The organism is Streptomyces viridochromogenes, from assembly GCF_001270495.1.
In the GTDB taxonomy this organism is placed as follows: Bacteria; Actinomycetota; Actinomycetes; order Streptomycetales; family Streptomycetaceae; genus Streptomyces; species Streptomyces viridochromogenes_A.
On the sequence record NZ_LGUR01000256.1, the window covers coordinates 20,197 to 43,323 of the forward strand.

Sequence of the window (23,127 nt, forward strand, 5' to 3'; positions counted from 1 at the left end):
GTGGTCAGTCCTGGCCCCCGTGGGCGGGCGCGAGCGGCCTGTCCTGAGCGTTTCCGGGCCCGGTTCCGGTGTCCGGCCCTGTCGTGTCGGCCGGCCCGTCCAGGATGTGCCGCAGCTTCTCGCCCTCGACATCGACGTTGGGCAGGATCCGGTCCAGCCGCTCGGGCAGCGCCCAGGCCCGGCGGCCCAGCAGGGCCATGACCGCGGGCACGATCGTCATCCGGACCACGAAGGCGTCGAAGAGGACGGCCGAGGCGAGCCCCAGACCGATCGACTTGATCAGTGCGGCGTCGGCGAGCAGGAATCCGGCGAAGACGGAGATCATGATGATCGCCGCGGCCGTCACCACGCGGGCGCCGTGCCGGAAGCCCGCGACCACCGCCTCGGTGGGCTCGGCACCGTGGACGTACTCCTCCCGCATCCGGGTGACGAGGAAGACCTGGTAGTCCATGGCGAGGCCGAAGACCACTCCGATCATGAAGATCGGCATCACGCTCACGATCGGCGCAGTGGTGTCGACCCCGAAGACGTCCTTGAGCCAGCCCCACTGGAAGACCGCGACCAGGACACCCAGGGTCGCCACCACACTGAGCAGGAAGCCCAGCGTCGCCTTGACGGGCACCAGGATGGAGCGGAAGACGAGCAGGAGCAGGATCAGCGCTAGGCCGACGACGACCAGGAGGTAGGGCACGAGGGCTTCGCCGAGCTTGTCGGAGACGTCGATGTTCAGGGCTGTCGTGCCGGTGATCACGACCTCGGCGTCCGTGGCTCGCTGCACGGCCGGGGCGGTGGTGTCACGGATCTCGCCGACCAGGTCCACCGTCTTCTGGCTGTTCGGTGAAGTCTTCGGGACGGCCCGGATCAGGGCCACGTCACCGGAGGTGTTGAACACGGCCGGGCTCACGGAGGCGACGTCGGGCAGCTTGCCCAGCACGGCGACCGTCTGCTCGGCGGCGGCCTTCGGGTCCTTGCTGTCCCGGGCGTCGACGACGACCGTGAGCGGGCCGTTGTAGCCCGGGCCGAATCCCTTGCTGAGGGTGTCGTAGGCGACCCGCTGGGTGCTGCCCGCGGGGGCCGTGCTGTCGTCGGGCATGCCCAGGCGCATCGACAGGGCGGGGATGGCCAGCACGCCGAGGACGGCGACCGAGACCAGAAGCGCCCGCCACGGGTGACGGATGACGTGCTGCACCCAGCGCACGCCCATCGGCTCGCCCTCGCCGCGCTCCAGCGCCCGCATGCGCTTGGTCTGGAGATTGCCCTTCATGATGCGCGTCCCGGCGAAGCCCAGCACCGCGGGCAGCAGGGTCAGGGCGACGACCACGGCCACGACGACCGCGAACGACGCCGCCAGGCCCAGGTCCGTCAGCAGCCGGATGCCGACGACGCTGAGGCCGGCCAGCGCGATGACCACGGTCAGACCGGCGAACACGACCGCTGATCCGGCCGTCCCCAGGGCTCGCCCGCAGGCGTCCTCCGGCTCGTGGCCCGCCCTGATCTCGCTGCGGTAGCGGGAGACGATGAACAGGGCGTAGTCGATGGCGACCGCCAGGCCCAGCATCAGCGCCAGCGTCGACGCCGAGGAGCTCATGTCCCATATCGCGGTCGCGATGGTGATCGACAGGATCGCGATGATGACGCCCAGGAGGGCGGTCAGGAGCGGCAGGCCAGCGGCGAGCAGGGAGCCGAATGTGATCACCAGCGCCACGGCGGCCACCGCGAGACCGATCAGTTCGCCGGCGTTGGCGCCCTCCTTCTCGTTGACGGCGTTGCCGCCCAGGCTGACCGCCAGGCCCGCCTTCTCGCCCTTGTCGGCGACGGCGTGCAGGGCGTCCCGTGCCTCGGTGGTGACGTCGGCCTGGGCAACCTTGTACGTCACCTGGGCGTAGGTGATGGTGCCGTCCTGGCTGATCAGACGATTGGCGTAGGGGTTACTGACGCTCGCCACCTGGGGAGCCTTCTCGAGGTCGGCGATCAGTGACTCGACCTCGGTCTTGTTGGCCCCGGACGTCAGCTTCTGCCCGTCGGGGGCCTCGAAGACGACTCGGGCGGTGGCACCCGACGCAGAGGCCTGCGGGAACTCCTTGTCCAGCAGGTCCAGCGCCTTCTGGGACTGGGTGCCGGGAATGGTGAACTGGTCCGACGGTGTGCCCGACACGCTCGCAGAGCCGATGCCGACGACGGCCAGGATGGCGATCCACAGCATCACCACGAGGCGGCGTCGCCTGAAGGCGAACCGGCCGAGTCTGTAGAGGAACGTGGCCACAGGAGTACTCCCACCTGGGAAAACAACGGGATGGATGACGAGGACTGGGTGGGTCTGCGTGACCCGTCCATCAAGCTAGGCGGGGAAATCCGGCCGCCCACGGCACCGGGGAAGCGAATACGCCGCTGCCGCCTCCTACTCCGGTACTGGTCGTCCTCCTCCCGAAGCACCCGAAGCACCGCGACGTCGACAGCCGGCCCGTGGTCAGAGCCACGCCGCCACCGGCGCGGCAGGCTGTCCGGCCACCTTTCGGACGAGGCGGAGCAGTACCCCGGTACTCATCGCCCCGCCCGTTTTGGGTCCTGTGGAGGCTCGGGGCGCGGCCTGGCTCTTCCTAGTGTCGATGCAGGCACGTGAGCCCTTTCCCCGGACTCACCGGTCTCCGACACCACCAGGGAGCATCCACACATGAACAGCACCACAGGCCTGTCCGGCAAGTCCGTGATCGTCACCGGAGCCGGCTCGGGCATCGGCCGAACCGCCGCCCTGCTCTTCGCCGCGCAGGGCGCCCGCGTCGTCCTCGCGGACATCAACGCCGAAGGCACCAAAGCGACGGCGGAGGCCATAGCGGTGGCGGGCGGCACCGCTGTCACCGCGATCGGCGACCTGAGCGACCAGGAGGTCGTCGACCGAGTCGTCACCACGGCCGTGGACGCCTGCGGAGGCATCGATGTCCTGGTGAACAACGCCGGAATCATGGACCGGATGTCCGCCGTGGCCGACGTCAGCGACGAGGAGTGGGAGCGCGTTCTGCGGGTCAACCTCACCGCGCCGTTCCTGCTGACCCGCGCTGCGCTGCCTCACCTGCTGGCCACGGGTGACGGGGCGATCGTGTTCACCGCCTCCGAGGCGTCCCTGCGGGGCAGCGCGGCCGGTGCCGCATACACCGCCTCCAAGCACGGGATCGCCGGGCTCACCAAGTCCCTCGCGGTGACGTACCGCGACCAGGGCGTGCGGACCAACGCGATCGCTCCCGGCGGCACGACGACGGGTATCACGGCCGGGCTGGACATCGAGTCGCACGGACTGGGCGTGCTCGGCAAGTACATGGTCAACGTCGGACGCCAGGCGACCACGGACGAACAGGCCGCGGCCATCGTCTTCCTGGCCTCCGCCGCCGCGAGCAACATCAACGGTGTCATCCTCCCGGTGGACAACGGCTGGTCGGCCGTCTGACCGGGCTTCACCGACGCCTCGCCGAAGCGAGGGTCCGCCCACACCCGCCGAGCCCCGGCTTCACACGGCTCAGATCCCTGCATCCGGAGACATCCGGCGGGCGGGGCGAACCCCGTGGGTCACGACCCCGTCGGTGCCTTCGACCATTCCTCCGAAGCGCGGTCGAGCAGGAGCCCGCGGTCCCTCTCAAGGAGGAGTCCGCTCGCGATCAGGCGTGTGACCCGGGCGTCGTAGGTGCTGACGTAGTCGTCGAGCGAGCCGTAACGCCGGCGCAGTTCGTCCGCCGTGTACGGCTGCCACCCCCCGTAGTTGCCGCACACCGCGGTGATGCTCGCCGTGGACACCGGAGCCACCGCGGGCGGAACCGGTGAGCCGAGCGGCAAATCGGCCGCGGAAAAGCGCACTCCGCCGATCGGGAAACCGTCGGCGTCCGTCCGCGGCACCGTCACCTCCCGGCCAGGCAGGCCGTTGAGGAGTGCCGGATCGGCGGGACGCGCACCGGCTGTGAACACCTGCTCGGGCGGCATCTTCTCGCGCGGACCGCCGATGCCGAGACGGCGTTCCAACGCCACGAGCAGGGCACGGCCGTACGGTTCGCTGTGCAGAGAACTGAGCGGGATCGGCTTTCCGTCATTGCAGCCGAAGCGCTGGAACGCGGTGTCCGCCGCGTCGGCGCTGATTGCCGGGTTGTGGGCGGCCGGCCAGTCGTAGCGGTGGTAGCCGTCGGCCGGGTCGGCCTGCCGGGAGACACTGGCCCGGAGCCGGTAGTAGTCCGTGTAGGCCGCCACGTCCACGAAGACGGGATCCGTCGCCGGCCGGCGCAGCACCTGCCCAGGAGCGAGCGGCACACCGTCCGGCCTCATGTAGGGCACCTGTGGCTGGCCGTCCGCCGCGGCGACGCCGTTGATCGCGAGCTGGTTGCCGGTGCCGTCCTGGGCGTAGGCGCCCTGGAAGACGCGTCCGCCGGCGTCGTTGAAGCCCTCGGCGACGAAGCTGGTGACGAACCAGCTGGCCTGGCTCAACCCCACGAGCAACCGGTGCTCGTACGCACCGAGTGGCGAATGCTCGCCTTCGAGCCGTCCGCTGCGCAGCAGCCGCCCGAAGTCACGGACGATGACCTGGCCGACGCCCTGGGCCGATTCCGGCACTCCCGGTGAGATGCCGGTCTGCCACTGGACCCGCGCGTAGGAGCGTCCTTCGGCGAACAGGAAGCCGTCGCCCATGCCCGCCGGGTACGAGACGTCCTGCGGGGCTCCTACGGGCGGCGGGTCCTGCATCGAGTTGTAGCCGTGGAGCAGCAGGGGAATGCCCCGGTTCTCCACCTCCACCACGACCTCGCTGCGCTGGTCCTGCCCGACCGGGCGGATCAGCTCGAAGCCCGAGGTGTAGGTGTGGACCCCGTCGGTCCCGGCGGCCGAGTCGAGTCCCGCCACGGGTTCCTCGGCCGACACGGTTCCTGAGACGGTGCCGGCCAGCCGCTCGTACGGCACACCGCCGAACGTGCCCAGCGACTCCTTGCGCGTCACCTCGACGCCGGTGACGCGCGAGGAGCGTTCCTCGTCGGCTGGGGTGGGTGTCGCCGCCGTCGCCGTCACCGTCACCGGGAAGGCGAGGGACGAGGTGAGGGTGAGAGCCAGTAGCGTGCGTCGTTTCACGGGATCTCCTTGAATGTGGGGGATCAGTGGGGGGGTACAGCGGAGAGCCGCGCCGGCGGCCGAGGCGGCCGCCTGGGGCCGCACGGAGGTGCGCGGTTCGGTGCGAGGGTCTGGGGGTGGGGGCAGCAGGACGCGGAAGGTGGCGCCCCGGCCCGGTGCCGATCGCACGTCCACATGTCCCGCGTGCGCGGTGACCAGCGACTGGACGATGGCCAGGCCGAGTCCCGCTCCCCCGGTGGCGCGGGTCCGTGAGGTGTCCGCGCGGTAGAAGCGTTCGAAGATGCGGTGGGCCTGTTCCTCGGTGAGGCCGGGGCCTTCGTCGGCGACCTCCAGGACCGCGTGGCCGCCGTCGGTGCCCACGCCGATGCGGATCGGCGTACCGGGTGGCGTGTGCCTGATGGCGTTGCCGATCAGGTTGGTGACGACCTGGCGGAGGCGGGACTCGTCAGCGAGAGCGGGAGCGGAGGCCGGCGGGCCGTCGCCGTTCGGCCCGGTGAGGGTCACGGACCGGGCGGCGTCGAGCGCCCGTATGTCGTGGAGGGCGTCGGCCGCCAGGGTGCGCAGGTCCATCGGGGCGCAGTCCAGGCCCAGCGGGAACGGGTCGGGTGAACCGGCTCCCTGTCCCGGGTCGCCGCCGACAGTTCTCAGGGACGGTTCGTCGAGCCTGGCGAGGAGCAGCATGTCTTCCACGAGCCGGGTGAGGCGTTCGGACTCGCGGGCGATGCGGGCCATGGTGGCGTCGATGTCCTCGCGCTCGGGGAGAGCGCCCATGTGGTAGAGGTCGGTAAGGCCCTTGATGCCGGCCAGCGGGGTACGCAGTTCGTGGCCGGCGTCGGCGACGAAGCGGCCCATCCGCGCCTCGGACTCGGCACGGGCAGCGAAGGCGGCCTCTATCTGGCCGAGCATCCCGTTGAGTGCCGTGGCGAGGCGGCCGACCTCGGTGTTCGGCCCCGCCAGGGCCGGTACCCGGCGGGTCAGGTCCCCGTGTGCGATCTCGGCGGCGGTCCGTTCGATCCGGGACAGGGGCTTCAGGCCCGACCGCATGGCGAACCAGCCGGCCGCCACGAGCAGCCCGAGCAGGGCCAGTCCGGTGGTTTCGTAGACACGCCACATGCGGTCCACGGTGGCGTCCACCTGGTCCATGGACGTGGCCACGACCACACTGCCGCCGTCGCCCGGCAGCGCCGCCCCGAGCGTGCTCCGTGCGGCCCCGTTGCCGGCCCGGGGCACGGCGATCACCCGCCACCGCCCCTCGCCCTGGCTGCTGTCGGCGGTGAAGGGGCGGCCTCCTCCGGCGGCGACCGCCTCAGAGTCCAGCTTCGGCAGCCGCGGACCGCGTGAGCTGCCGGAGCGCTTTCCGGCGAGGGAGTCGATGCTGCCCATGCTCGTCCCGTCAGCCCGGACGTAAGCGATGACCGGGTTGCCAAGGACTTCGGTGCTGAACTCGCCGAGGCCCGCCGGAGGGGTCCGCTCGGCACCACTCTCGGCGAGCCCCGGTGGCAGCAGGGCGAACACCTGTGCGGCGGCCCTGAGTTGGGTGTCGGCCCGGTCCTCCAGGTAGGTGCGCAAGGCGTTGCCGGTGACCAGGCTGAACGCGGTGAAACCCGCCGCGAGCAGAGCCGTCGCCAGCAGGAGCACCCTGCTGCGCAGCGAGGCCCGCGCCCATACCGTAAGGATGCGTCGACCGGTCATGTCTTCGGGCCCCGCAGCACGTAGCCGACGCCGTGCACCGTGTGGATCAGCTTCGGGCCGCCGTTGTCGATCTTCCGGCGCAGGTAACTGATGTAGGTGTCGACGATGCCGGTGTCACCGCCGAAGTCGTAGTCCCACACCCGTTCGAGGATCAGTGCCCTGGGGACGGTGCGTCCCGCGTTGGCCATCAGGGTGTACAGGAGCCGGAACTCGGTCGGTGACAGGCGTATCGGCTGCCCGGCCCGCGTGGTCTGGACTCCCTCCGGGTCGAGTTCCAGATCGGCCACGCGCAGTACGGCGCCGGGGTCGCCGTTCGTGCGGCGCAGCACCGCGCGGACGCGTGCGATCAGCTCCTGCAGATCGAACGGCTTGGTCACGTAGTCGTCTCCGCCGAGGACGAGGCCCTCGATCTTGTCCCGCGTCGTGTCCCGGGCGGTCAGGAACACCACCGGGATGTGTCCCCGCACGGCCGTCCTGCCGGACCGGGGCCGCTCACGCAGGCTCCGGATCACCTCGAAGCCGTCCATGTCGGGGAGCATCACGTCCAGCAGGACGAGATCGGGCGACACGGCACGCGCCTGCTCCAGGGCCTCCTGTCCGGTGCCAGCCGCGGCCACGGTGAAGCCCGCGTGGCGCAGAGCGGCGCACAGCAGTTCCCGTACGGTCGGTTCGTCGTCGACGACCAGCAGGTCCACGTCGGCCGTGTCGTCCTGGGCAGGGGTGAGCCAACAGTCCGTCGCGGACGGGGGAGGTCGGTCAGCGGTTGCCAAGTGAGTTCTCCAAGGGGCCGGATCCAACACCGTGTGCCGTCGCGCCCGGGACGTCCGCGAGGTGCTCGCCGACCGGGGCAACCGGGGTGTTGCGCGGGATCGTACGGAATGGGCGTGTCTGCCCGCCGTGAAGACCGTGCAGCACACTGCCCACGAAGCCGGCCGCCGCTCCGGCGAGCAGTCCCAGCAGCGCGGCCAGCGGCACGCTGCCGCTGAATCCGGCCTGTGTGCCGCCCATCTCGCTGCCGAACATGGTCGCCGAGATCCGGCCGGATGCCTGCGTGAGCCAGGCCGTCAGGCCCAGGGCCACGCCCAGGACGACCCCGAGGCGTGCTGCCGGTGCGAGGTGCTGCCCATGGCGTGTCCGGTGGACGCTCGGGGCGTGGGCCGGTGTCCGCGCCGCGGCCCGTGCCGCCGCGTAACCGCAGGCCAGCAGGGCGAGACCAGTCACCAGCAGGGCCAGGAGCCACAGCGGCCAGCCCCCTGCCGACAGGTCCCTGAGGTGCTCGACGCGGTCGGGACGCGCCTGCGCCTGCGCGCCGCCCAGCCTGCGCAGCAGCGAGGCGAGCGGGTTGCCGTCCTCGCTCTGCGCCTGGTGTGTCAAGGCCGTCCAGGAGACGCCCAGGCCCAGCGTCACGAAGACGACCACCGCGTCGGGGGCCAGCAGGAGGGCGGCGCCGGCGGCGGTCGCGCCCTTACCGCCGACGACGATGCCGACGAACACGACGGCGATCAGCGGAACGACGGTCATCAGCAGGAGCATGCGCGCGACCGCCGAGACGCTCGGCGCCCACGCGGCACGCAGTCGGCCGGTCTGCCATGGCAGCGGCAGGTGGGCGCGCCGGGTGATCAGGCAGCCGAGGGCGATCACCACGGCCACCCACAAAAGCCCGCCCAGTACGGCCGAACCGGCCTGGACCTGATAGTTCATCACCATGTCCCGGGACATGGTGGAGCCACCGCCCAGACGCCGGCCGAGTCCGCCGCCGAACAGATCGCCCAGCGGGCTGTTGCCGATGCCGAGTCCTCCTGACGTGGAGTCCTCGCCGCGCATTCCGCTCATCGCGGACGCCGGCATGCGGAAGGAGCCTTCCGCGAGTTTGGCCACGACCAGGAAGCCCAGCAGGGCCGTCACCGCGGCCCCGGCGGTCCGCGCGGCCAGCTCACCCGCGGTGGGCAGCCGGCGCCGCATCCGCCACGAGAACGCCAGCCACAGCACCATGGCGCCGAGCAGGGTCACCCCGAACGGCACGGCGTCGACCGTGCCGCTCATGGTCGGGCTCAGCCCACCGCCGCCCAGCAGGTTCGAAAGCCCTCCGGAGCCCTCCGCCCCGGAGGACGCCGCCGAGCTCACCGAGCCCCCGACGGCCATGGCCGTCACCGTGAGCGCCAGGGACCACAGCGATCCGAGGGATTCCGCGTCCAGCAGCCACAGGGCCAGTGCGGAGACGGCCACCATGGCGATGAGGGCGCACAGGGCGGCCGCCGCCCCCTCCAGGGCGTTCTCCAACGGGCTTTCGGGGCGGGCGGGCGCGGCCTGTGGCGACCTTCCCTGCCTGGGTTCGACGGTGATGGCAGTCATCTCAGTGGTACTCCGCTGTGTTTCGGTGACGCACGCGGCGCAGGGCCGCGTGTCGTTGGGCTCGACCAGCCTGTCCGCCGCGCATGAGACGTTTCGGAGAGGTTCTGGGAGTTCTCCGGGAATCCGCGGCACCAGCCCAGGGCCGGAGCGTCCGCCGCACGTGCCGAACGCTCCGACTCCCGGAAAACTCCAAGGATTTGTGTTACGGCTCCCCTGCGTCACCGCGCGCACTGCCTGGTGACGGGTGCACTCAGCGGAGCAGCGAGCCCCAGCCGCCGTCGATCGGAACGGCCAGCCCGGTGAGATAGGACGAGCGCTCCGAGGCGAGGAACAGAGCCAGTTCGGCGACCTCCTGAGGGGTGCCGCCGCGTTGCATCGCCGGCTTCTGGAGCTTCTCCGGGGCCGCCTGGACCGCGTTCTGGCCCATGTCGGTAAGGATGATGCCGGGGCAGAGCGAGTTGGCGCGGATCCCGTCGGTGGCGTACTCGGTCGCCGCTGCCCGGGTCAGTGCGATGACGCCCGCCTTGGCGGCCGAGTAGACACCGGCATAGGCGCCGGAGGTGGCCAGGGCGGCCAGCGAGGCCCAGTTGACGATCGCGCCGCCGCCGGTGGCGCGCATGGTACGGATACCGTGCTTGGTGCCGAGGAACACGCCCTTGAGGTCCACGGCCATGATCCGGTCGTACATCTCCAGGGTCGAGTCGGCGAGCGGTGCTCCGTCGGCGATGCCCGCCACGTTCAGTACGGCGTCCACGCGGCCGAACTCGCGTACCGCTGTCTCGAACATCGCGACGACGTGGTCCTCCTGCGAGACATCGCAGTGGACGGGTACGACCGCCTCGCCGAGCTCGGCCGCGGTGTCCTTCTCCTTTCCGCTGATGTCGGCGGCGACGACCTTGGCACCGTGCTGGACGAACAGCTCCGCGCAGGCTTTGGCCATGCCGGCGCCGGCTCCGGTGATCACTGCGACCTTGCCGTCCATGTCACCCATGTGTTTTCTCCTTCGTTGTGGTGGGGGCGTTGTGGTGGGGCAGATCTGCCGAGGGCTAGTCGGCAGGCGTTGGTACGGATGTGTGCCGGGGTGTCAGGCCTTGATGACGGCGGCCTTCTCCCGGGTGAACTCCAGGACGGCGTCGTGGCCGTAGCCGCTGTCCTTCACGCCGCTGAACGGCAGCTCGTACCGCGTCTGGCGGTAGGCGTTGACCCACACGTTGCCCGCGTCGAGGTCGCGGACGAAGCGGTGGGCACGGGCCAGGTCACGGGTCCACACCCCGGAAGCCAGGCCGTAACGGCTGTCGTTGGCCAGAGCCAGGGCCTCGTCGTCGGTGTCAAAGGGGATGATCACGGCGACGGGGCCGAAGATCTCCTCCTGACAGATGCTCAGCGAGTTGTCCGTGGTGGTGAAGAGGGTGGGTTCGACCCAGTAGCCCCCCGGCAGTTCGGGGACCAGTTCCGGGCCGTGCCGACCGCCGAAGACCAACTCGGCTTCCTGCGCACCGGACTTGAGGTAGCCGACGACACGGTCGTACTGCTCCCGGGAGATGAGGGGGCCCATGGTGGTGGCGTCGTCGGCCGGGTTGCCCAGGACGATGTCCTCGACGATCGCGCGGATGCGCTTCAGCATCTCGTCGAGGACCGGCCGCTGGACGAGGATCCGGGATCCGGCCACGCACACCTGTCCCGCGTTGCCGGTGAAGATGGACTCGACCGTCACGCCCTGCGCCGCCGCGTCGACGTCGGCATCGGCGAAGACGATGTTGGGGGACTTCCCCCCGAGTTCGAAGATGCTCGGGGTGAGGGTGTCGGCCGCCGCCCGCTGGATGGCCCGGCCGGTCTGCGTCGACCCGGTCATGGTGACCTTGCGAACGTCCCGGTGCCGGACGAGGGGATCGCCCACCTCCTCGCCGGTTCCGGAGACAATGTTCAGGACCCCAGGCGGCAGCACCTCGGCGACGAGCTCGGCGAAGCGCAGCGATGACACGCTCGCCTGCTCCGGGGGTTTGACGACCACCGTGTTGCCCGCCGCGAGCGCCATGGCGGCCTTGTTGCACAGCATCGCCAGCGGCGCGTTCCACGGAACGATCGCCGCGACGACTCCGTAGGGCTCGCGCCGGGTGAAGCCGAAGCTGGTCGGGTCGAGCACGACGCTGTCGCCGGTGACCGCCTCCAGCGTCCGGCCCGCGGCCTGGTTCCACACGAACGCCATGCCGATTCCGGCGCGTTGGATGTTCTCGCCGAGGAGACGGCCGTTGTCGCGGGTCTCCAGACGGGCCAGTTCCTCACCGTGTTCGGCGAAGGCCTTCGCCACCTGCTGCAGGTAGAAGCCGCGGACCGCCGCCGGCAGCGCCGACCAGCCGGGGAAGGCCTCCTTCGCGGCGGCGACCGCGGCGTCCACGTCCGCCTGGCCGCCAGCGGGGATCCGGGCCCAGACCTCACCGGTCGCCGGGTTCTCCGCGTCGAGCCATCGCCCCGACTCCGGTGGTCGCAGCGTGCCGCCGATCAGGTTCCGATACGCCTCAGTCATGCTTCGCCTCTTTCCGGGAGTGAACTGGCCTCCGCCCACGAGAGGGGCGGGGCGGAACGCCATGTGGCGCAGGGGGCGCACGCCATGACGTCCAGGGCCTGAAGCCGCTAAAACGATTGGAAGCTATCGTTTTTTGGAAGGAGGCGTCAACGAGCAGAAACCGCACTCCACGTGGCTTTTTCTCGTTCGTTCTTACGGATGCGACCCGCGGATGACGGATCCAACGCCACTTACTTCTCAGGTAGGTTGTTCCGCGACCCCCACCAGGTGAGAGTGGCTATCAGTACGGAGAGCCGAGCGGTTCCTCGCAACGGCTCAGCAAAGGAGACATCTGATGCAACTGACAGCCGACATCGGCGCACCAGGCCGCGGGGCGGCCTCGTGAACCGGATCGTGGTGGTCGGCGCCTCGGCGGGCGGACTGGCCACGGCGGAGGCACTGCGCCGGGCGCGCTACGACGGTGCGATCACCCTCGTCGGCGACGAACCCCACGCCCCCTACGACCGCCCACCCCTGTCGAAGCAACTACTCAAGGGCGACTGGCAGCCGGACCGTCTGGCGCTGCGCCCGGCGGCGGACATCGACGCCCTCGGCCTCGATCTGCGCCTGGGAGCGACCGCCGTCGGGCTGGACCGCGGCTCCCGCCAGGTGCACCTGGCGGACGGAAGCCGGGTGCCGTACGACGCGCTGGTCGTCGCCACCGGTGTCCGTCCGCGCCGCCTGCCGGGCTGCGACGGTGTGTCCGGTGTGCATGTGCTGCGGACCGTCGGGGACGCGCTGGCACTCAAGGAACGCCTGCGGCCGGACCGCCGACTGGTGATCGTCGGAGGCGGCTTCATCGGGGCGGAGGTGGCGGCCACGGCCCGCGCGCTGGGCGTCGCGGTGACGCTCCTGGAGGCGGGCACGGTCCCCATGGGCCAGGCCGTCGGCGACGAAGCCGGACGGTTCCTGACCCGGCTACAGCTGGCCCATGGCGTGGACGTGCGCACCAACACCTCGGTCCACGAGATCCAGAGCTCGGCCGGCCGGGTCACCGGTGTCCTGCTGTCCGACGGCGGCGTCCTGCCCGCCGACGACGTCCTCGTGGCCATCGGCTCCCTGCCCAACACCGAATGGCTGGACGGCAGCGGCCTGGTCGTCCAGGACGGGCTGCTGTGCGACGAGTACTGCGCCGCGGCGCCCGGCGTGTACGGAGTCGGCGACGTGGCCCGCTGGCACAACCCGCTCTTCGGCACACCGATGCGCATCGAGCACCGCACGAACGCCGCCGAGCAGGCCATGGCCGTCGCCCGCAACCACCTCACCCCCGACCAGCGACGACCGTTCGCGCCGGTGCCGTACTTCTGGTCCGACCAGTACGACGTCAAGATCCACGCGTACGGCTACCTGCGCGGTCACGACGAGGCGCTCGTCCTGCAGGCCGAGGACGCGCGGCGGCTGCTCGTCGTCTACCGCCGGGGCGAACGGCTGACCGGCGTACTCGCCGCGGGGCTGCCGCCCAAGGCCGTACGCGCCTGGCGCTCGCTCGTCGCGGCCGGCACCGCCTGGACGGAAGCCGTCATCGGCGCCGCCGTCGCATAGCCCCACATCCGCAGCTCCCCTCTACCCACCAACCCCCACAACCCCCACTGGAGGACCCATGAGCACGGCCACCGATCCGACCGGCAACCTCGATCTGCCGGCCTACCCCGCCGCCCGCTCCGCGCGCTGTCCGCTCGATCTGCCCACCGAGTACGAGCAGTGGCGCCTGGGCGACGGGCTGCAGAAGGTGCGGCTGTGGAACGGTGAGACCGCCTGGGTCGTCACCCGCCACGAGGACGTCAAACTCGTCCTGTCCGACCAGCGGATCAGCGCCGACACCATCCGCTACCCCCGGATGCACCCGGGCGGGGAACAGCAGCAGGTGCCCGCGTTCCCGCGCATGGACGACCCCGAGCACGCCCGGATCCGCCTGATGCTGACCAAGGACTTCACGGTCAAGCGCATGGAGGCGATGCGCCCCCAGGTGCGGGCGATGGTCGACCGGTTCATCGACGAGATGACCGCCAAGGGCGACTCGGCCGATCTCGTCGCGTCCTTCGCGCTTCCGATGCCGTCCCTGGTCATCTCCCTGCTGCTCGGGGTGCCCTACGAGGATCACGAGTTCTTCCAGAAGCACAGCATCACGATCAACCAGCCGGACGTCACCCCGCAGGAGAAGAGCCATGCGAGCGCCGAGCTGTTCGGTTTCCTGATGGAGCTCGTGCAGCGCAAGCAGCGCGAGCCCGGCGACGACCTGATCAGCCGGCTGATCGCCGAGCGCGTCGAGACGGGTGAGCTCAAGCCGGAGGAAGTGGCCATGAACGGCCTCGTCCTACTCATCGCCGGCCACGAGACCACCGCCAACATGATCGGCCTGGGCACGCTGACCCTGCTGGAGCACCCGGAGCAGGCAGCCCTGGTCCGGGACAGCGACGACCCCAAGGTGGTCGCGAACGCCATCGAGGAACTGCTGCGTTACCTCTCCATCGCCCAGGACATGATCTGGCGCGCCGCCCACGAGGACCTCGTCATCGGCGGCCAGGAGGTCAAGGCCGGCGACATCCTCGCCGTCAACCTGCCGGCCGCCAACCACGACCCGTCCTTCATGGACGACGCCGGGTCCCTCGACATCACGCGCAGCACCCGCGGCCACATCGCCTTCGGCTACGGCATCCACCAGTGCCTCGGGCAGAACCTGGCCCGGGTGGAACTGACGGAGGCGCTGCCCCGGCTGCTGCGCAGGCTGCCCGGTCTCCGCCTGGCCGTGCCCCTGGAAGAGGTCCCGTTCCGGGGCACGATGGCCGCCTTCGGCATCCACGAACTGCCGGTCACCTGGTAACGGAGGGAACCCACGGACGGGCGGCCTCCACTACGGAGGCGCCCCCAGCGCCGCCACACCGGGGACAGGTCAGGCGGCGCACCGTGGGACCGGCGGCCCCAGCCACCCCCCGCCGCCGGTCCCACGGCCCCTCCAGTGGACAGGCCGGCCGAACTCGGCTGCCGCCCTCTGTCAGGCAGGCCGGGAACCTCGCGTCGGCCACTGCCTGAGCGGCTCGGGCGACGGAAGCACGGTGGGCTGCGCGGGCGCGAGGCCGTCGAGCAGCAGGGTGATGTAGCGCTTCCAGCCGGCACTGCCGGGCTGCACCGTGTGCAGCACGCTGAGCAGCATCACCGTGATCCGGTGGAGGTCGTCGGGCACGAGGTCGGCGCGGACCCGTCCGGCGATCTGTGCCCGTCGGGTGACCACCATCAGGGCCTCGTAGAACGGTTCGGAGAGTTCGGAGGCCAGGGAGCCCGAGTCGCGCACGGCACCGAGGAGGCCTCGTTCCCGCGCCGCGAAGGAGACCGAGGCCTCCCACAGGGTCGCGAGCGCGCGCAGGGGGTCGCTGTCAGCGAGCGCTCCGCTGATCGCGGGCGACATCTCCTCGGTGATCTTTTGTTCCAGCGCCGCCCGGACGAGTTCCTCCTTGTTCGGGAACCGCCGGTACAACGTCGCGATGCCGACACCGGCGCGACGGGCGATCTCCTCCAGCGAGGCGTCAGGGCCGCTCTCGGCGTAGATCGCGCGCGCGGCCCGGAGGATCTTCTCGGAGTTGCGGGCGGCGTCGGCGCGCAGTCGACGCGGAGTCTCGGCAGTCACCGCTCCACCTTATCAACCAATAGTTAACTACCTATTAGACACCCCTTTGAGTTTCTCAATCGAGGGATAGAACCGATAGCGTCATCTCAGTTAGAAGCCCTTGCCCCACCAAGGAGTCGTCCATGCCGGTCACCCAGCCCGTCACATACCCGTTCACGGCCGAGAAGCTCGATCTCAGCCCTCTGTACTCCGCCCTGAGGAAGGAGCAGCCACTGAGCCGGGTCCAACTCCCCTACGGCGAGCCCGCCTGGCTGGCCACCCGCTACGCGGACGCGCGGTTCGTCCTCAGTGACCCCCGCTTCAGCCGGAACGAAAGCCTCCGGCGCGACGAGCCGCGCATGCGGCCCTTCCCGACCCCGCCGGACGCCCTCATGATCATGGACCCGCCGGAGCACAGCCGCCTGCGCCGGCTCGCGGCCAAGGCGTTCACCGTCAAGCGGGTCGAGGACTGGCGGCCCCGGATCGAGCGGATCGCCGCCGATCTGGCCGACCGGATGCTCGCCAAGGGTGCCCCCGCCGATCTGGTCACCGACTTCGCGCTGCCGTTGCCGATCAGCGTGATCAGCGCCCTGCTCGGAGTGCCCTTCGAGGACCGGGAGAAGTTCCAGGTCTGGGCCGAGGCGTTCATCTCCACCACCAAGTACACGGCGGAGGAAGCGGCCGAGCACCGGGCAAGCCTGACCGCCCATATGACCGGCTTGATCGCCGAGCACCGAGAGCATCCCCGCGACGACCTGATCGGCGACCTCGTCGCCGCGCGGGACGAGGACGACCGGCTCTCCGAGGAAGAGCTGCTGACCATGCTCTCCGGCCTCCTCGTCGGCGGCTTCGAGACGACCGCCACCCAGATCAGCGACTTCGTGTACCTGCTGCTCACCCACCCCGAGCAGCACGCGGCCCTGCGCGCCGACCTGGACCGGATCCCGCAGGCGGTGGAGGAACTCCTGCGCTTCGTCCCGCTGACGACCGGCACCGCCTTCGCCCGCTACGCCCTTGAGGACGTCGAGGTCGGCGGGGTGACAGTACGGGCCGGCGAGCCGGTGGTGGTCGCCCTGCACTCGGCCAACCGGGACGAGTCCGTGTTCACCTGCCCCCACCAACTCGACCTGGAGCGCCGTGAGGCCCCCCACCTCGCCTTTGGGCACGGCGCACACCACTGCCTGGGCTCCCCGCTCGCCCGGGTGGAACTGCAGGTGGCCCTGCGCACCCTGCTGACCCGTTTCCCGGGCCTGCGGTTCCACGAGTCCGAGGCGGACGTCGTCTGGAAGTCCGGGGTGCTCACCCGCGGTCCGGAGCGCCTGCCGCTCGCCTGGGACCACGACTGACCTGCCCTCCCCGACCCAAGACCCCACCCGTCGCAGCACAGACCCCCACACCAGAGGAGAAAACCATGCACATCGAATTCGACGAGCCCAAGTGCGTCGCCGCGGGACAGTGCGTCGTCGCCGCACCCGAGGTCTTCGACCAGCGTGACGAGGACGGGATCGCCATCCTGCTCACCGAGAACCCCGCCGCCGATCTGCACGAGGGCGTGCGGGAGGCCGCGGCGATCTGTCCGGCGGCAGCCATCCGCCTGAAGGAGTAGCCGCGCGATCGGCGCCCCGCACCCCGCAGCCGGGCCGCCGGCGGCGCTCCCCGGGCGGCGCTCCCCCACTTCCCCGGGGAGCGCCGCCACCCCCATGCGCCATGCCACTTCCCCGAGTTCGCACGCCCCTGTCCCGCGCCCCACCCGAGAGGCCCTTCCATGTCCGCAGCATCATCCCGGCCGGCCGCCGAGGAGGCGTCCGCCGCTCCGCGAGCGAACGCCGTCGTGGCGGCCCTGGCCTTCGGCGGGATCGTGGTCTCGCTGATGCAGTCCCTCGTCATCCCCCTGATCCCCGAGCTTCCGGAACTCCTCGGCGCCTCCCCGGCGGACACAGCCTGGGCCATCACCGCCACGCTGCTCGCCGGCGCCGTCGCCACCCCCGTCATGGGACGGCTCGGTGACATGTACGGCAAGCGGCGCATGCTGCTGTTCAGCCTCGCCCTCCTCGTGGCCGGCTCGGTGGTCTGCGGCCTCAGCGACTCCCTCACCCCGATGATCATCGGCCGGGTGTTGCAGGGTCTGTCCGCCGGCGCCATCTCACTCGGCATCAGCATCATGCGTGACGAACTGCCCGCCGAGCGGCTGCCCGGCGCGACCGCCCTGATGAGCGCGTCCCTCGGCATCGGCGGTGCGCTGGGGCTGCCCGCGGCCGCCCTGATCGCCGATCACTTCGACTGGCACGTGCTCTTCTGGGCCTCCGCGGTCCTCGGCGTCCTGGCCGTGGTCCTTGTCGTGACGATCGTCCCCGAATCCGAGGTGCGCACAGGCGGCCGCTTCGACCTGGTGGGAGCGGTCGGCCTCTCGGCCGCACTGGTCTGTCTGCTGCTGGCCGTGTCCAAGGGAGCCGACTGGGGCTGGGGCAGCACGACCACCCTCGGCCTGTTCGCCGCCGCGGCAATCGTGCTGCTCCTGTGGGGACGCTTCGAACTGCGCACCAGTGCGCCGCTGGTCGACCTGCGCACCACCGCCCGTCGCCAGGTGCTGTTCACCAACCTCGCGTCCGTCGCCATCGGCTTCTCGATGTTCGCACTGTCCCTGGTCATGCCGCAGCTGCTGCAACTGCCCGAGCAGACCGGCTACGGCATGGGCCGGGACCTGCTGACCGTCGGTCTGGCCATGGCGCCGATGGGCCTGGTGATGATGGCCACGGCCCCGTTCTCCGCGCGCATCACCAAGGCGCGCGGCCCCAAGGTCACCCTGATGATCGGCGCGCTGGTCGTGGCCGTCGGCTACGGGACCGGCATCGTGCTGATGGCCGAGATCTGGCAGCTGGTCGTGGTCGGCTGCATCGTCGGCGCGGGCATGGGGCTGGCGTACGGCGCCATGCCCGCGCTGATCATGGGCGCCGTACCGGTATCCGAGACCGCCGCCGCCAACAGCCTCAACACCCTGATGCGCTCCCTCGGCACCTCCTTCTCCAGCGCCGTCATCGCCGTGGTCCTGGCACAGATGACCACCGACTTCGCGGGCCACGCCCTTCCGTCGGAGAACGGCTTCAAAACCGTCCTGGCCATCGGCGCCGGCGCCGCCGCGCTGTGCTGCGCCCTCGAGCCCGGGGCGGTCGAGCCGCACGCGTCCGGCAAGCCGTCGGAGCCGGCGAAGACCGCCTCGTAGCGCCGGCTCGCGGCGTCACTCCGCAGTGCTGGCGGGCGCCCCCGACGGACTTGTCGCCCTTCTTGATCACCTGGGTGTCGTCCGGCACTGGCGTCGCCTCACGATCCCCCGACTCTCGGACCACATAAGCCTGCACATCGGCCGACAACGCTCCCACGTCCAATGATGTCCCGCCGAGGAGCTTCTGGATCCGGTACGGGACCGAGCCCAACATTTTGCCTCCCGTCTCCTCGACGAGCACGGCCGGGTGACACTCGCGGACACCGCTCTCCGCCCCTGCTCGTGCCTGGGCTCCTTCGTATCGCGGGTCGGCTTGGGTGTGCCGTCGCGGGTGCGCATGCGGGATTTCGGTCGTGTGGCCGCATTACCGCTGAGCTCGGTGTACGCGCGTAGGCCTGGGCGATGGCGCGTTGGGAGCTCCCCCTGGGTGACGGCGACGGCGAGGTCGACGGCGCGCAGGGGGGAGAGGGCGGTGCGGCGGCAGTATGTGGGGTGCAGTTACGAGGCCTTGGTGAGCTTCTGGAGCTCGGCGGGCAGGGGCTTGTCGAGGTCGGCCACGTAGATCTGCATCGTGTCCAGGGCGTCGTCGACCGCGATGGCGATGCCGGGGTTGACACCGGGGATCTTGTACGCGGGCGATTCCGGCTGTGGGACGAGGCCGTCGTTGTTGTTGTCGGGTGTGTCGTTGCAGGCGACGTGGACGGCCTTGCCCACCTTGTGCCCGACCTTGACGTCGGGGTGGACGGTGATGCCCGTGTAGACCTTGCCGGCGTATTCCGCCTCCGCCGCTCATGCGCTTTCGACCACCGGCGTTTCCGTCCCGGTCTCCGCGGCCGCCTCGTCGATAAGCTTTTGGACCTTCGCGGGCAGCTTCTTGTCGGAGTTGACCACGAAGAACATGTCGTTGACCGCAATGGCGGCGCGGGGGTCGACACCGTCGATCTCATGGGCGGGCGATTCCGGCTGAGGGAGCAGAGCGTCGCTCTTCTGGTCCGTGTCGTCGCACGTGACCGAGGCGGCCTTGCCCACCTTGTTCCCGATCCTGAAATCGACGTTCTCGACGGCCCTGTAGACGCGGCCGTCGAACTCCACGTCGAGCGGCTCCGCGCAGGCGGCGGGGGCCAGAGGTGCCGAGTTCTGCGACTTCGCCTTCGAGACCGCCTTGTCCGACTGGGACTTCGAGCTCGCGTCGTCCGACGCAGTCGGCGAGCATCCGACTGCGAGAGCGGCGAAAGCAGTCGCCACCAGCAGGATCTTCTTCACATTTGGGGCAGAGTTGATCGCAGTGGTCATTGTTATGTCTCCTTGATGGATGTTCGGCGGACCGGGAACCTTTCCCGTGCCGAGAGATGCGGCCTTCGTGGTGCGGGCCACGAGTGGGTGCCGCCGCACGGCGGCCGGATGTTTCTGCCGCGCGTCGGTTGTGTCGGATGTGCATTGCCGACGTACGAGGGTGAGATGCGGTAGGGCCGCCGCCGCGCCCCGCGAGCCGAGCCGCGCCTACCGGGGTTCGCTCACTTCTCGAAGGCTTGGCGGAACAGGTTCCTGTCCTGGTCCGTGGCCCGGATGGTGCCGCCGCATACCGGGACGACGCCGTTCTCGGCGGTCACGAGGTAGTGCTGACCGACCTCGAACGCCGGTCCCTCCGGCCAGTCCTCGTCGTTGCCGAGGCGGGCCGTGGTGGTGTCGCCACCGCGGTACCAGTGGTCGATACGGAACTCGACCCGGTCGCCCTCTTCGGAGATCACCGTGCCCTCGAAAGCGGTCGAACTGCCGCGCAGGGTGTCGATGGTGGGCTCCGTACACGCGGCTGAGGGTGTCCCGCTGTCGACGCGCTCGACGGTCAGTGCCAGCGGGCCTGCCGAGGGCGGCTGGCCTTGGTTCATCGCGATTCCCCAGGTGATGCCGCCTCCCACGAGCAGTGCGGCGGCCGCTGCCAGCCCGAGGAGGCTACGGCGGCCTGCGCCCGGGGTGCGCTTCGGCGACAGAGGTGTGACGGTGGCGGCGCCGGGCGCCGACTGGGTCGTACTGTCATGGGTGATCGCGGCCTCCACAAGACAGCTGATGTCCGGCAGCGGAGCGTTCGAGGTCAGTGCCGGGTCCACGGTCCTCAGGTGGGCCCGCAGCTCGTCGTCGTTCACCGACTGCTCCTTCCTTCACTCGTCTCATGTCCGGCCGGTGCGCTGTTCTTTCGCTCACCGAGGAGTCCGGCGAGTTTCTTCTTCGCCCGGTGCAGCCGGATGCTCACGGCGTTGGAGGTCATGCCGGTCACCTCCGCGATCTGGCGCGGCTCCAGTTCCTCCCACGCCCACAGGAGCACCACCTCACGGTCCAGCGCGCCGAGCTTGTCGAGTGCGGCGTGCAGGTCGGTGTGGTCGGCCGGTGGTGCGGCCGGGAGGGTCCCGCGCGTCCGGGCCAGCCGCTCCACCAGCCGGAGCCGGCGTCTTTCCGCCCGGTGGGCGTTGGCCAGACAGCCGCGGGCCACCCCGTAGCACCAGGGCAGAACCTCATCGGGACCGACCGCGGGGCCTGCTTTGAGCCCCGGCACCTCGTCGATGCGACGCCAGAGCACAAGCAGCGTCTCCGAGAGGACGTCCTCGACCACGTCGGCATCCGCCCGCCGCACCAGATAGCGGTGCAGCGGCTCCACCGCCACGTGCGCCAGCGCCTCGAAGCGGGCCTCTGCGGCCCGGGGCGCTCTCTCCGTCATGGATTCCACACCCTGCTCTGTCCGGCACCGGCCGCATCCTTTCAGAATGAGCAACCCGGACCATCGGCGGGGAAGCAGCCCTGGGCGCGGGTCGTCACGCGGACGCTCGTGTACGGAGCCGGCACCTGCGTGTGCCGGCTCCGTAGCGAATTCTGCGCTGGAGGTTCGCGTCCAGCCATCTGGCACAGGTGACCACCGACTTCGCGGGCCACGCCCTTCCGTCGGAGAACGGCTTCAAAACCGTCCTGGCCATCGGCGCCGGCGCCGCCGCGCTGTGCTGCGCCCTCGGAACGCGTCGGCCAAGCCGTCGGACGCGGCGAAGACCGCCTTGTAGGCAGTACTCAAGTAGCAATCGCCGCACCCCGATTCACTTCCCGGGTACCGGGGGCACCGGGAAAACCACTCCTACATTTGGGCTCACCCCAGAACTGACTCCGAAGGAAAAACCAATGGGCAGGGTTGTACAGCCGTTGCGCAGATCCATACTCACCGGAGGACTCGTGGCCACCGTGGCCGCGCTTTCCGGCTGCTCGTCGGATACGGACAGCACAACAACGGAGAACGCGGCGAAGGCCTCCTCGCCGTCCCCAAGTGCCCACGAAGGGTCCTCGGACGATCGGCCGGACTCGCCGTGGGCGGCCTTCGCCCGACTGATGGACGGCAACGAGCGCTGGGTGGACGGCAAGCTGACGCACCCCGACCGGGACCCCGGTCGGCGCCAGTTCGTCGCCGAGGAGCAGGATCCCTACGGCGTGATCCTGTCCTGCATCGACTCCCGGGTGCCGCCGGAGCTGCTGTTCGACACCGGGCTCGGCGACCTGTTCGTGATGCGCACCGGCGGGCAGGTGGTGGAACCGGTGGTCATCGGCTCCGTCGAGTACGGCCCCATGACGTCGGGGACGCCGCTGATCGTCGTCCTCGGGCACCAGCGCTGCGGTGCCGTCAAGGCCGCGTACAAGGCGCTGAAGGACAACAAGCCGCTGCCCGGCAACCTGCAGGCCATCGCCGAGGCGCTGCGGCCCGCGTACGAGGAGACGGCGAAGGCCAAGCACGCCGACCCGGTCGACGCCATGATCCGCATCCACACCAAGCAGACCTCCGCCGCCCTGAGGTCCAACGCCGACCTCGCCCCCCTCGTGAAGAAGGGCGACCTGGCCGTCGTTAGCGCCTACTACTCTCTCGACACCGGCCGGGTGGAAGTCCTGACCGGTGCGCCTTCTGCCTGACGGCACGGCCCAGCCGCGCATTTTCGCCCGCCGAAAGGAACCCCATGCCCCGCACGAACCGCGTCCTCGTCATCGTCACCAGCACCGGCGAGTACGAGAAGGTCGGATACCGCACCGGTCTCTGGCTGGGTGAACTCACCCACTTCAACGACGTCGCCGAACAGGCCGGATTCGACGTCACCATCGCCAGCATCCAGGGCGGACCCGTGCCACTCGACCCGGAGAGTCTCGCCCACACCGTCCTCGGCGACCTCGGCACCGACAAGCGGTACACCGACCGCCAGTTCATGGACAGGCTCAAGGACACCGTGGCCGTGACCCAGGTCGACGTCGACGACTACGACGCCATCTACCTCACCGGCGGTCACGGCGTGATGTTCGACTTCCACCAGAGCCAGGCGCTGGAGACCCTCATCGCACGGTTCTACGAGACCGGCCGGATCGTCTCGGCCGTCTGCCACGGGCCATGCGGTCTGCTCGACGTCACACTGAGCAGCGGCGAGCCCCTGGTGAAGGGCAGAAACGTCACCGGCTTCTCATGGCGGGAGGAGGAACTCGCCCAGCGGGCGGACGCCGTCCCCTACAGCCTGGAGGACCGGCTCAAGGAACTCGGAGCCTCCTACAGCACCGCGGACAAGCCCTTCGACGTCCACCTCGTCGAGGACGGCC

18 protein-coding genes and 1 pseudogene are annotated in these 23,127 nt (G+C 70.2%); 8 read left to right on the forward strand and 11 right to left on the reverse strand.

Annotation, left to right across the window (positions count from 1 at the left end; all coding sequences use genetic code 11):
• Positions 1–4: 4 nt before the first annotated feature.
• Positions 5–2,263 (reverse strand): MMPL family transporter, encoded by a 2,259-nt coding sequence (locus tag ADK36_RS42035; RefSeq protein WP_053201382.1) that lies wholly within the window; start codon positions 2,261–2,263, stop codon positions 5–7.
• 408 nt (positions 2,264–2,671) lie between these two features.
• Here ADK36_RS42035 and ADK36_RS42040 point away from each other — a divergent pair, with 408 nt between their 5' ends.
• On the forward strand, positions 2,672–3,439 hold the full coding sequence (locus ADK36_RS42040; protein WP_048580962.1) for an SDR family NAD(P)-dependent oxidoreductase: 768 nt from the start codon (positions 2,672–2,674) through the stop codon (positions 3,437–3,439).
• Between the two features lie 119 nt (positions 3,440–3,558).
• Here the strand turns inward: ADK36_RS42040 and ADK36_RS50830 are convergent, their stop codons facing one another.
• The 5 genes from ADK36_RS50830 to ADK36_RS42065 all read right to left on the reverse strand — a co-directional run bounded on the left by ADK36_RS50830 (position 3,559) and on the right by ADK36_RS42065 (position 11,662).
• Positions 3,559–6,786 (reverse strand): ATP-binding protein, encoded by a 3,228-nt coding sequence (locus tag ADK36_RS50830; RefSeq protein ID WP_078942825.1) that lies wholly within the window; start codon positions 6,784–6,786, stop codon positions 3,559–3,561.
• A complete protein-coding gene (locus ADK36_RS42050; RefSeq protein ID WP_048580963.1) occupies positions 6,783–7,481 on the reverse strand; it encodes a response regulator transcription factor in 699 nt (232 codons plus the stop codon). Before ADK36_RS42050 ends, ADK36_RS50830 begins: the two co-directional genes overlap by 4 nt.
• 61 nt (positions 7,482–7,542) lie before the next feature.
• Positions 7,543–9,138 (reverse strand): streptophobe family protein, encoded by a 1,596-nt coding sequence (locus ADK36_RS42055; protein ID WP_199830366.1) that lies wholly within the window; start codon positions 9,136–9,138, stop codon positions 7,543–7,545.
• A gap of 250 nt (positions 9,139–9,388) precedes the next feature.
• Positions 9,389–10,129, reverse strand: a complete 741-nt coding sequence (locus ADK36_RS42060; RefSeq protein WP_048580964.1) for an SDR family NAD(P)-dependent oxidoreductase — start codon at positions 10,127–10,129, stop codon at positions 9,389–9,391.
• Positions 10,130–10,222: 93 nt separating this feature from the next.
• On the reverse strand, positions 10,223–11,662 hold the full coding sequence (locus ADK36_RS42065) for an aldehyde dehydrogenase family protein (protein ID WP_048580965.1): 1,440 nt from the start codon (positions 11,660–11,662) through the stop codon (positions 10,223–10,225).
• 381 nt (positions 11,663–12,043) lie between these two features.
• On the opposite strand from ADK36_RS42065, the gene ADK36_RS42070 reads away from it, so the two are divergent.
• A complete protein-coding gene (locus tag ADK36_RS42070; protein WP_199830367.1) occupies positions 12,044–13,243 on the forward strand; it encodes an NAD(P)/FAD-dependent oxidoreductase in 1,200 nt (399 codons plus the stop codon).
• 58 nt (positions 13,244–13,301) lie between these two features.
• Positions 13,302–14,522 carry a cytochrome P450 gene (locus tag ADK36_RS42075; RefSeq protein ID WP_048580966.1) on the forward strand — a complete coding sequence of 407 codons (1,221 nt, stop codon included), beginning with the start codon at positions 13,302–13,304 and terminating at the stop codon, positions 14,520–14,522.
• Positions 14,523–14,693: 171 nt separating this feature from the next.
• Here ADK36_RS42075 and ADK36_RS42080 read toward each other — a convergent pair whose 3' ends face one another.
• Positions 14,694–15,323 (reverse strand): TetR/AcrR family transcriptional regulator, encoded by a 630-nt coding sequence (locus tag ADK36_RS42080; protein WP_048580967.1) that lies wholly within the window; start codon positions 15,321–15,323, stop codon positions 14,694–14,696.
• A gap of 122 nt (positions 15,324–15,445) precedes the next feature.
• Between ADK36_RS42080 and ADK36_RS42085 the strand changes: the two genes are divergently transcribed.
• The 3 genes from ADK36_RS42085 (at position 15,446) to ADK36_RS42095 (ending at position 18,522) form a co-directional block, all read left to right on the forward strand.
• The gene (locus tag ADK36_RS42085; protein WP_048580968.1) at positions 15,446–16,648 is read left to right on the forward strand and encodes a cytochrome P450; all 1,203 of its coding nucleotides are present in this window, start codon (positions 15,446–15,448) and stop codon (positions 16,646–16,648) included.
• A gap of 65 nt (positions 16,649–16,713) precedes the next feature.
• Positions 16,714–16,908 carry a ferredoxin gene (locus tag ADK36_RS42090; RefSeq protein ID WP_048580969.1) on the forward strand — a complete coding sequence of 65 codons (195 nt, stop codon included), beginning with the start codon at positions 16,714–16,716 and terminating at the stop codon, positions 16,906–16,908.
• A 159-nt stretch (positions 16,909–17,067) separates the two neighbouring features.
• Positions 17,068–18,522, forward strand: a complete 1,455-nt coding sequence (locus tag ADK36_RS42095) for an MFS transporter (RefSeq protein WP_053201383.1) — start codon at positions 17,068–17,070, stop codon at positions 18,520–18,522.
• Between the two features lie 498 nt (positions 18,523–19,020).
• Here the strand turns inward: ADK36_RS42095 and ADK36_RS42100 are convergent.
• The 4 genes and pseudogenes from ADK36_RS42100 to ADK36_RS42115 form a co-directional block, all read right to left on the reverse strand.
• A pseudogene (locus ADK36_RS42100) lies at positions 19,021–19,296 on the reverse strand (DUF6281 family protein); the annotation flags it as partial.
• 15 nt (positions 19,297–19,311) lie between these two features.
• Positions 19,312–19,815 carry a DUF6281 family protein gene (locus ADK36_RS42105; RefSeq protein ID WP_159029132.1) on the reverse strand — a complete coding sequence of 168 codons (504 nt, stop codon included), beginning with the start codon at positions 19,813–19,815 and terminating at the stop codon, positions 19,312–19,314.
• Between the two features lie 221 nt (positions 19,816–20,036).
• Positions 20,037–20,663 carry a hypothetical protein gene (locus ADK36_RS42110; protein ID WP_048580972.1) on the reverse strand — a complete coding sequence of 209 codons (627 nt, stop codon included), beginning with the start codon at positions 20,661–20,663 and terminating at the stop codon, positions 20,037–20,039.
• Positions 20,660–21,232, reverse strand: a complete 573-nt coding sequence (locus tag ADK36_RS42115) for an RNA polymerase sigma factor (protein ID WP_234330078.1) — start codon at positions 21,230–21,232, stop codon at positions 20,660–20,662. Before ADK36_RS42115 ends, ADK36_RS42110 begins: the two co-directional genes overlap by 4 nt.
• Positions 21,233–21,885: 653 nt before the next feature.
• On the opposite strand from ADK36_RS42115, the gene ADK36_RS42120 reads away from it, so the two are divergent.
• Together ADK36_RS42120 and ADK36_RS42125 are read left to right on the forward strand one after the other, a co-directional pair.
• Positions 21,886–22,458 (forward strand): carbonic anhydrase, encoded by a 573-nt coding sequence (locus ADK36_RS42120; protein WP_048580974.1) that lies wholly within the window; start codon positions 21,886–21,888, stop codon positions 22,456–22,458.
• 44 nt (positions 22,459–22,502) lie between these two features.
• A partial coding sequence (locus ADK36_RS42125) for a type 1 glutamine amidotransferase domain-containing protein (protein ID WP_048581036.1) occupies positions 22,503–23,127 on the forward strand: 625 nt, incomplete at its 3' end.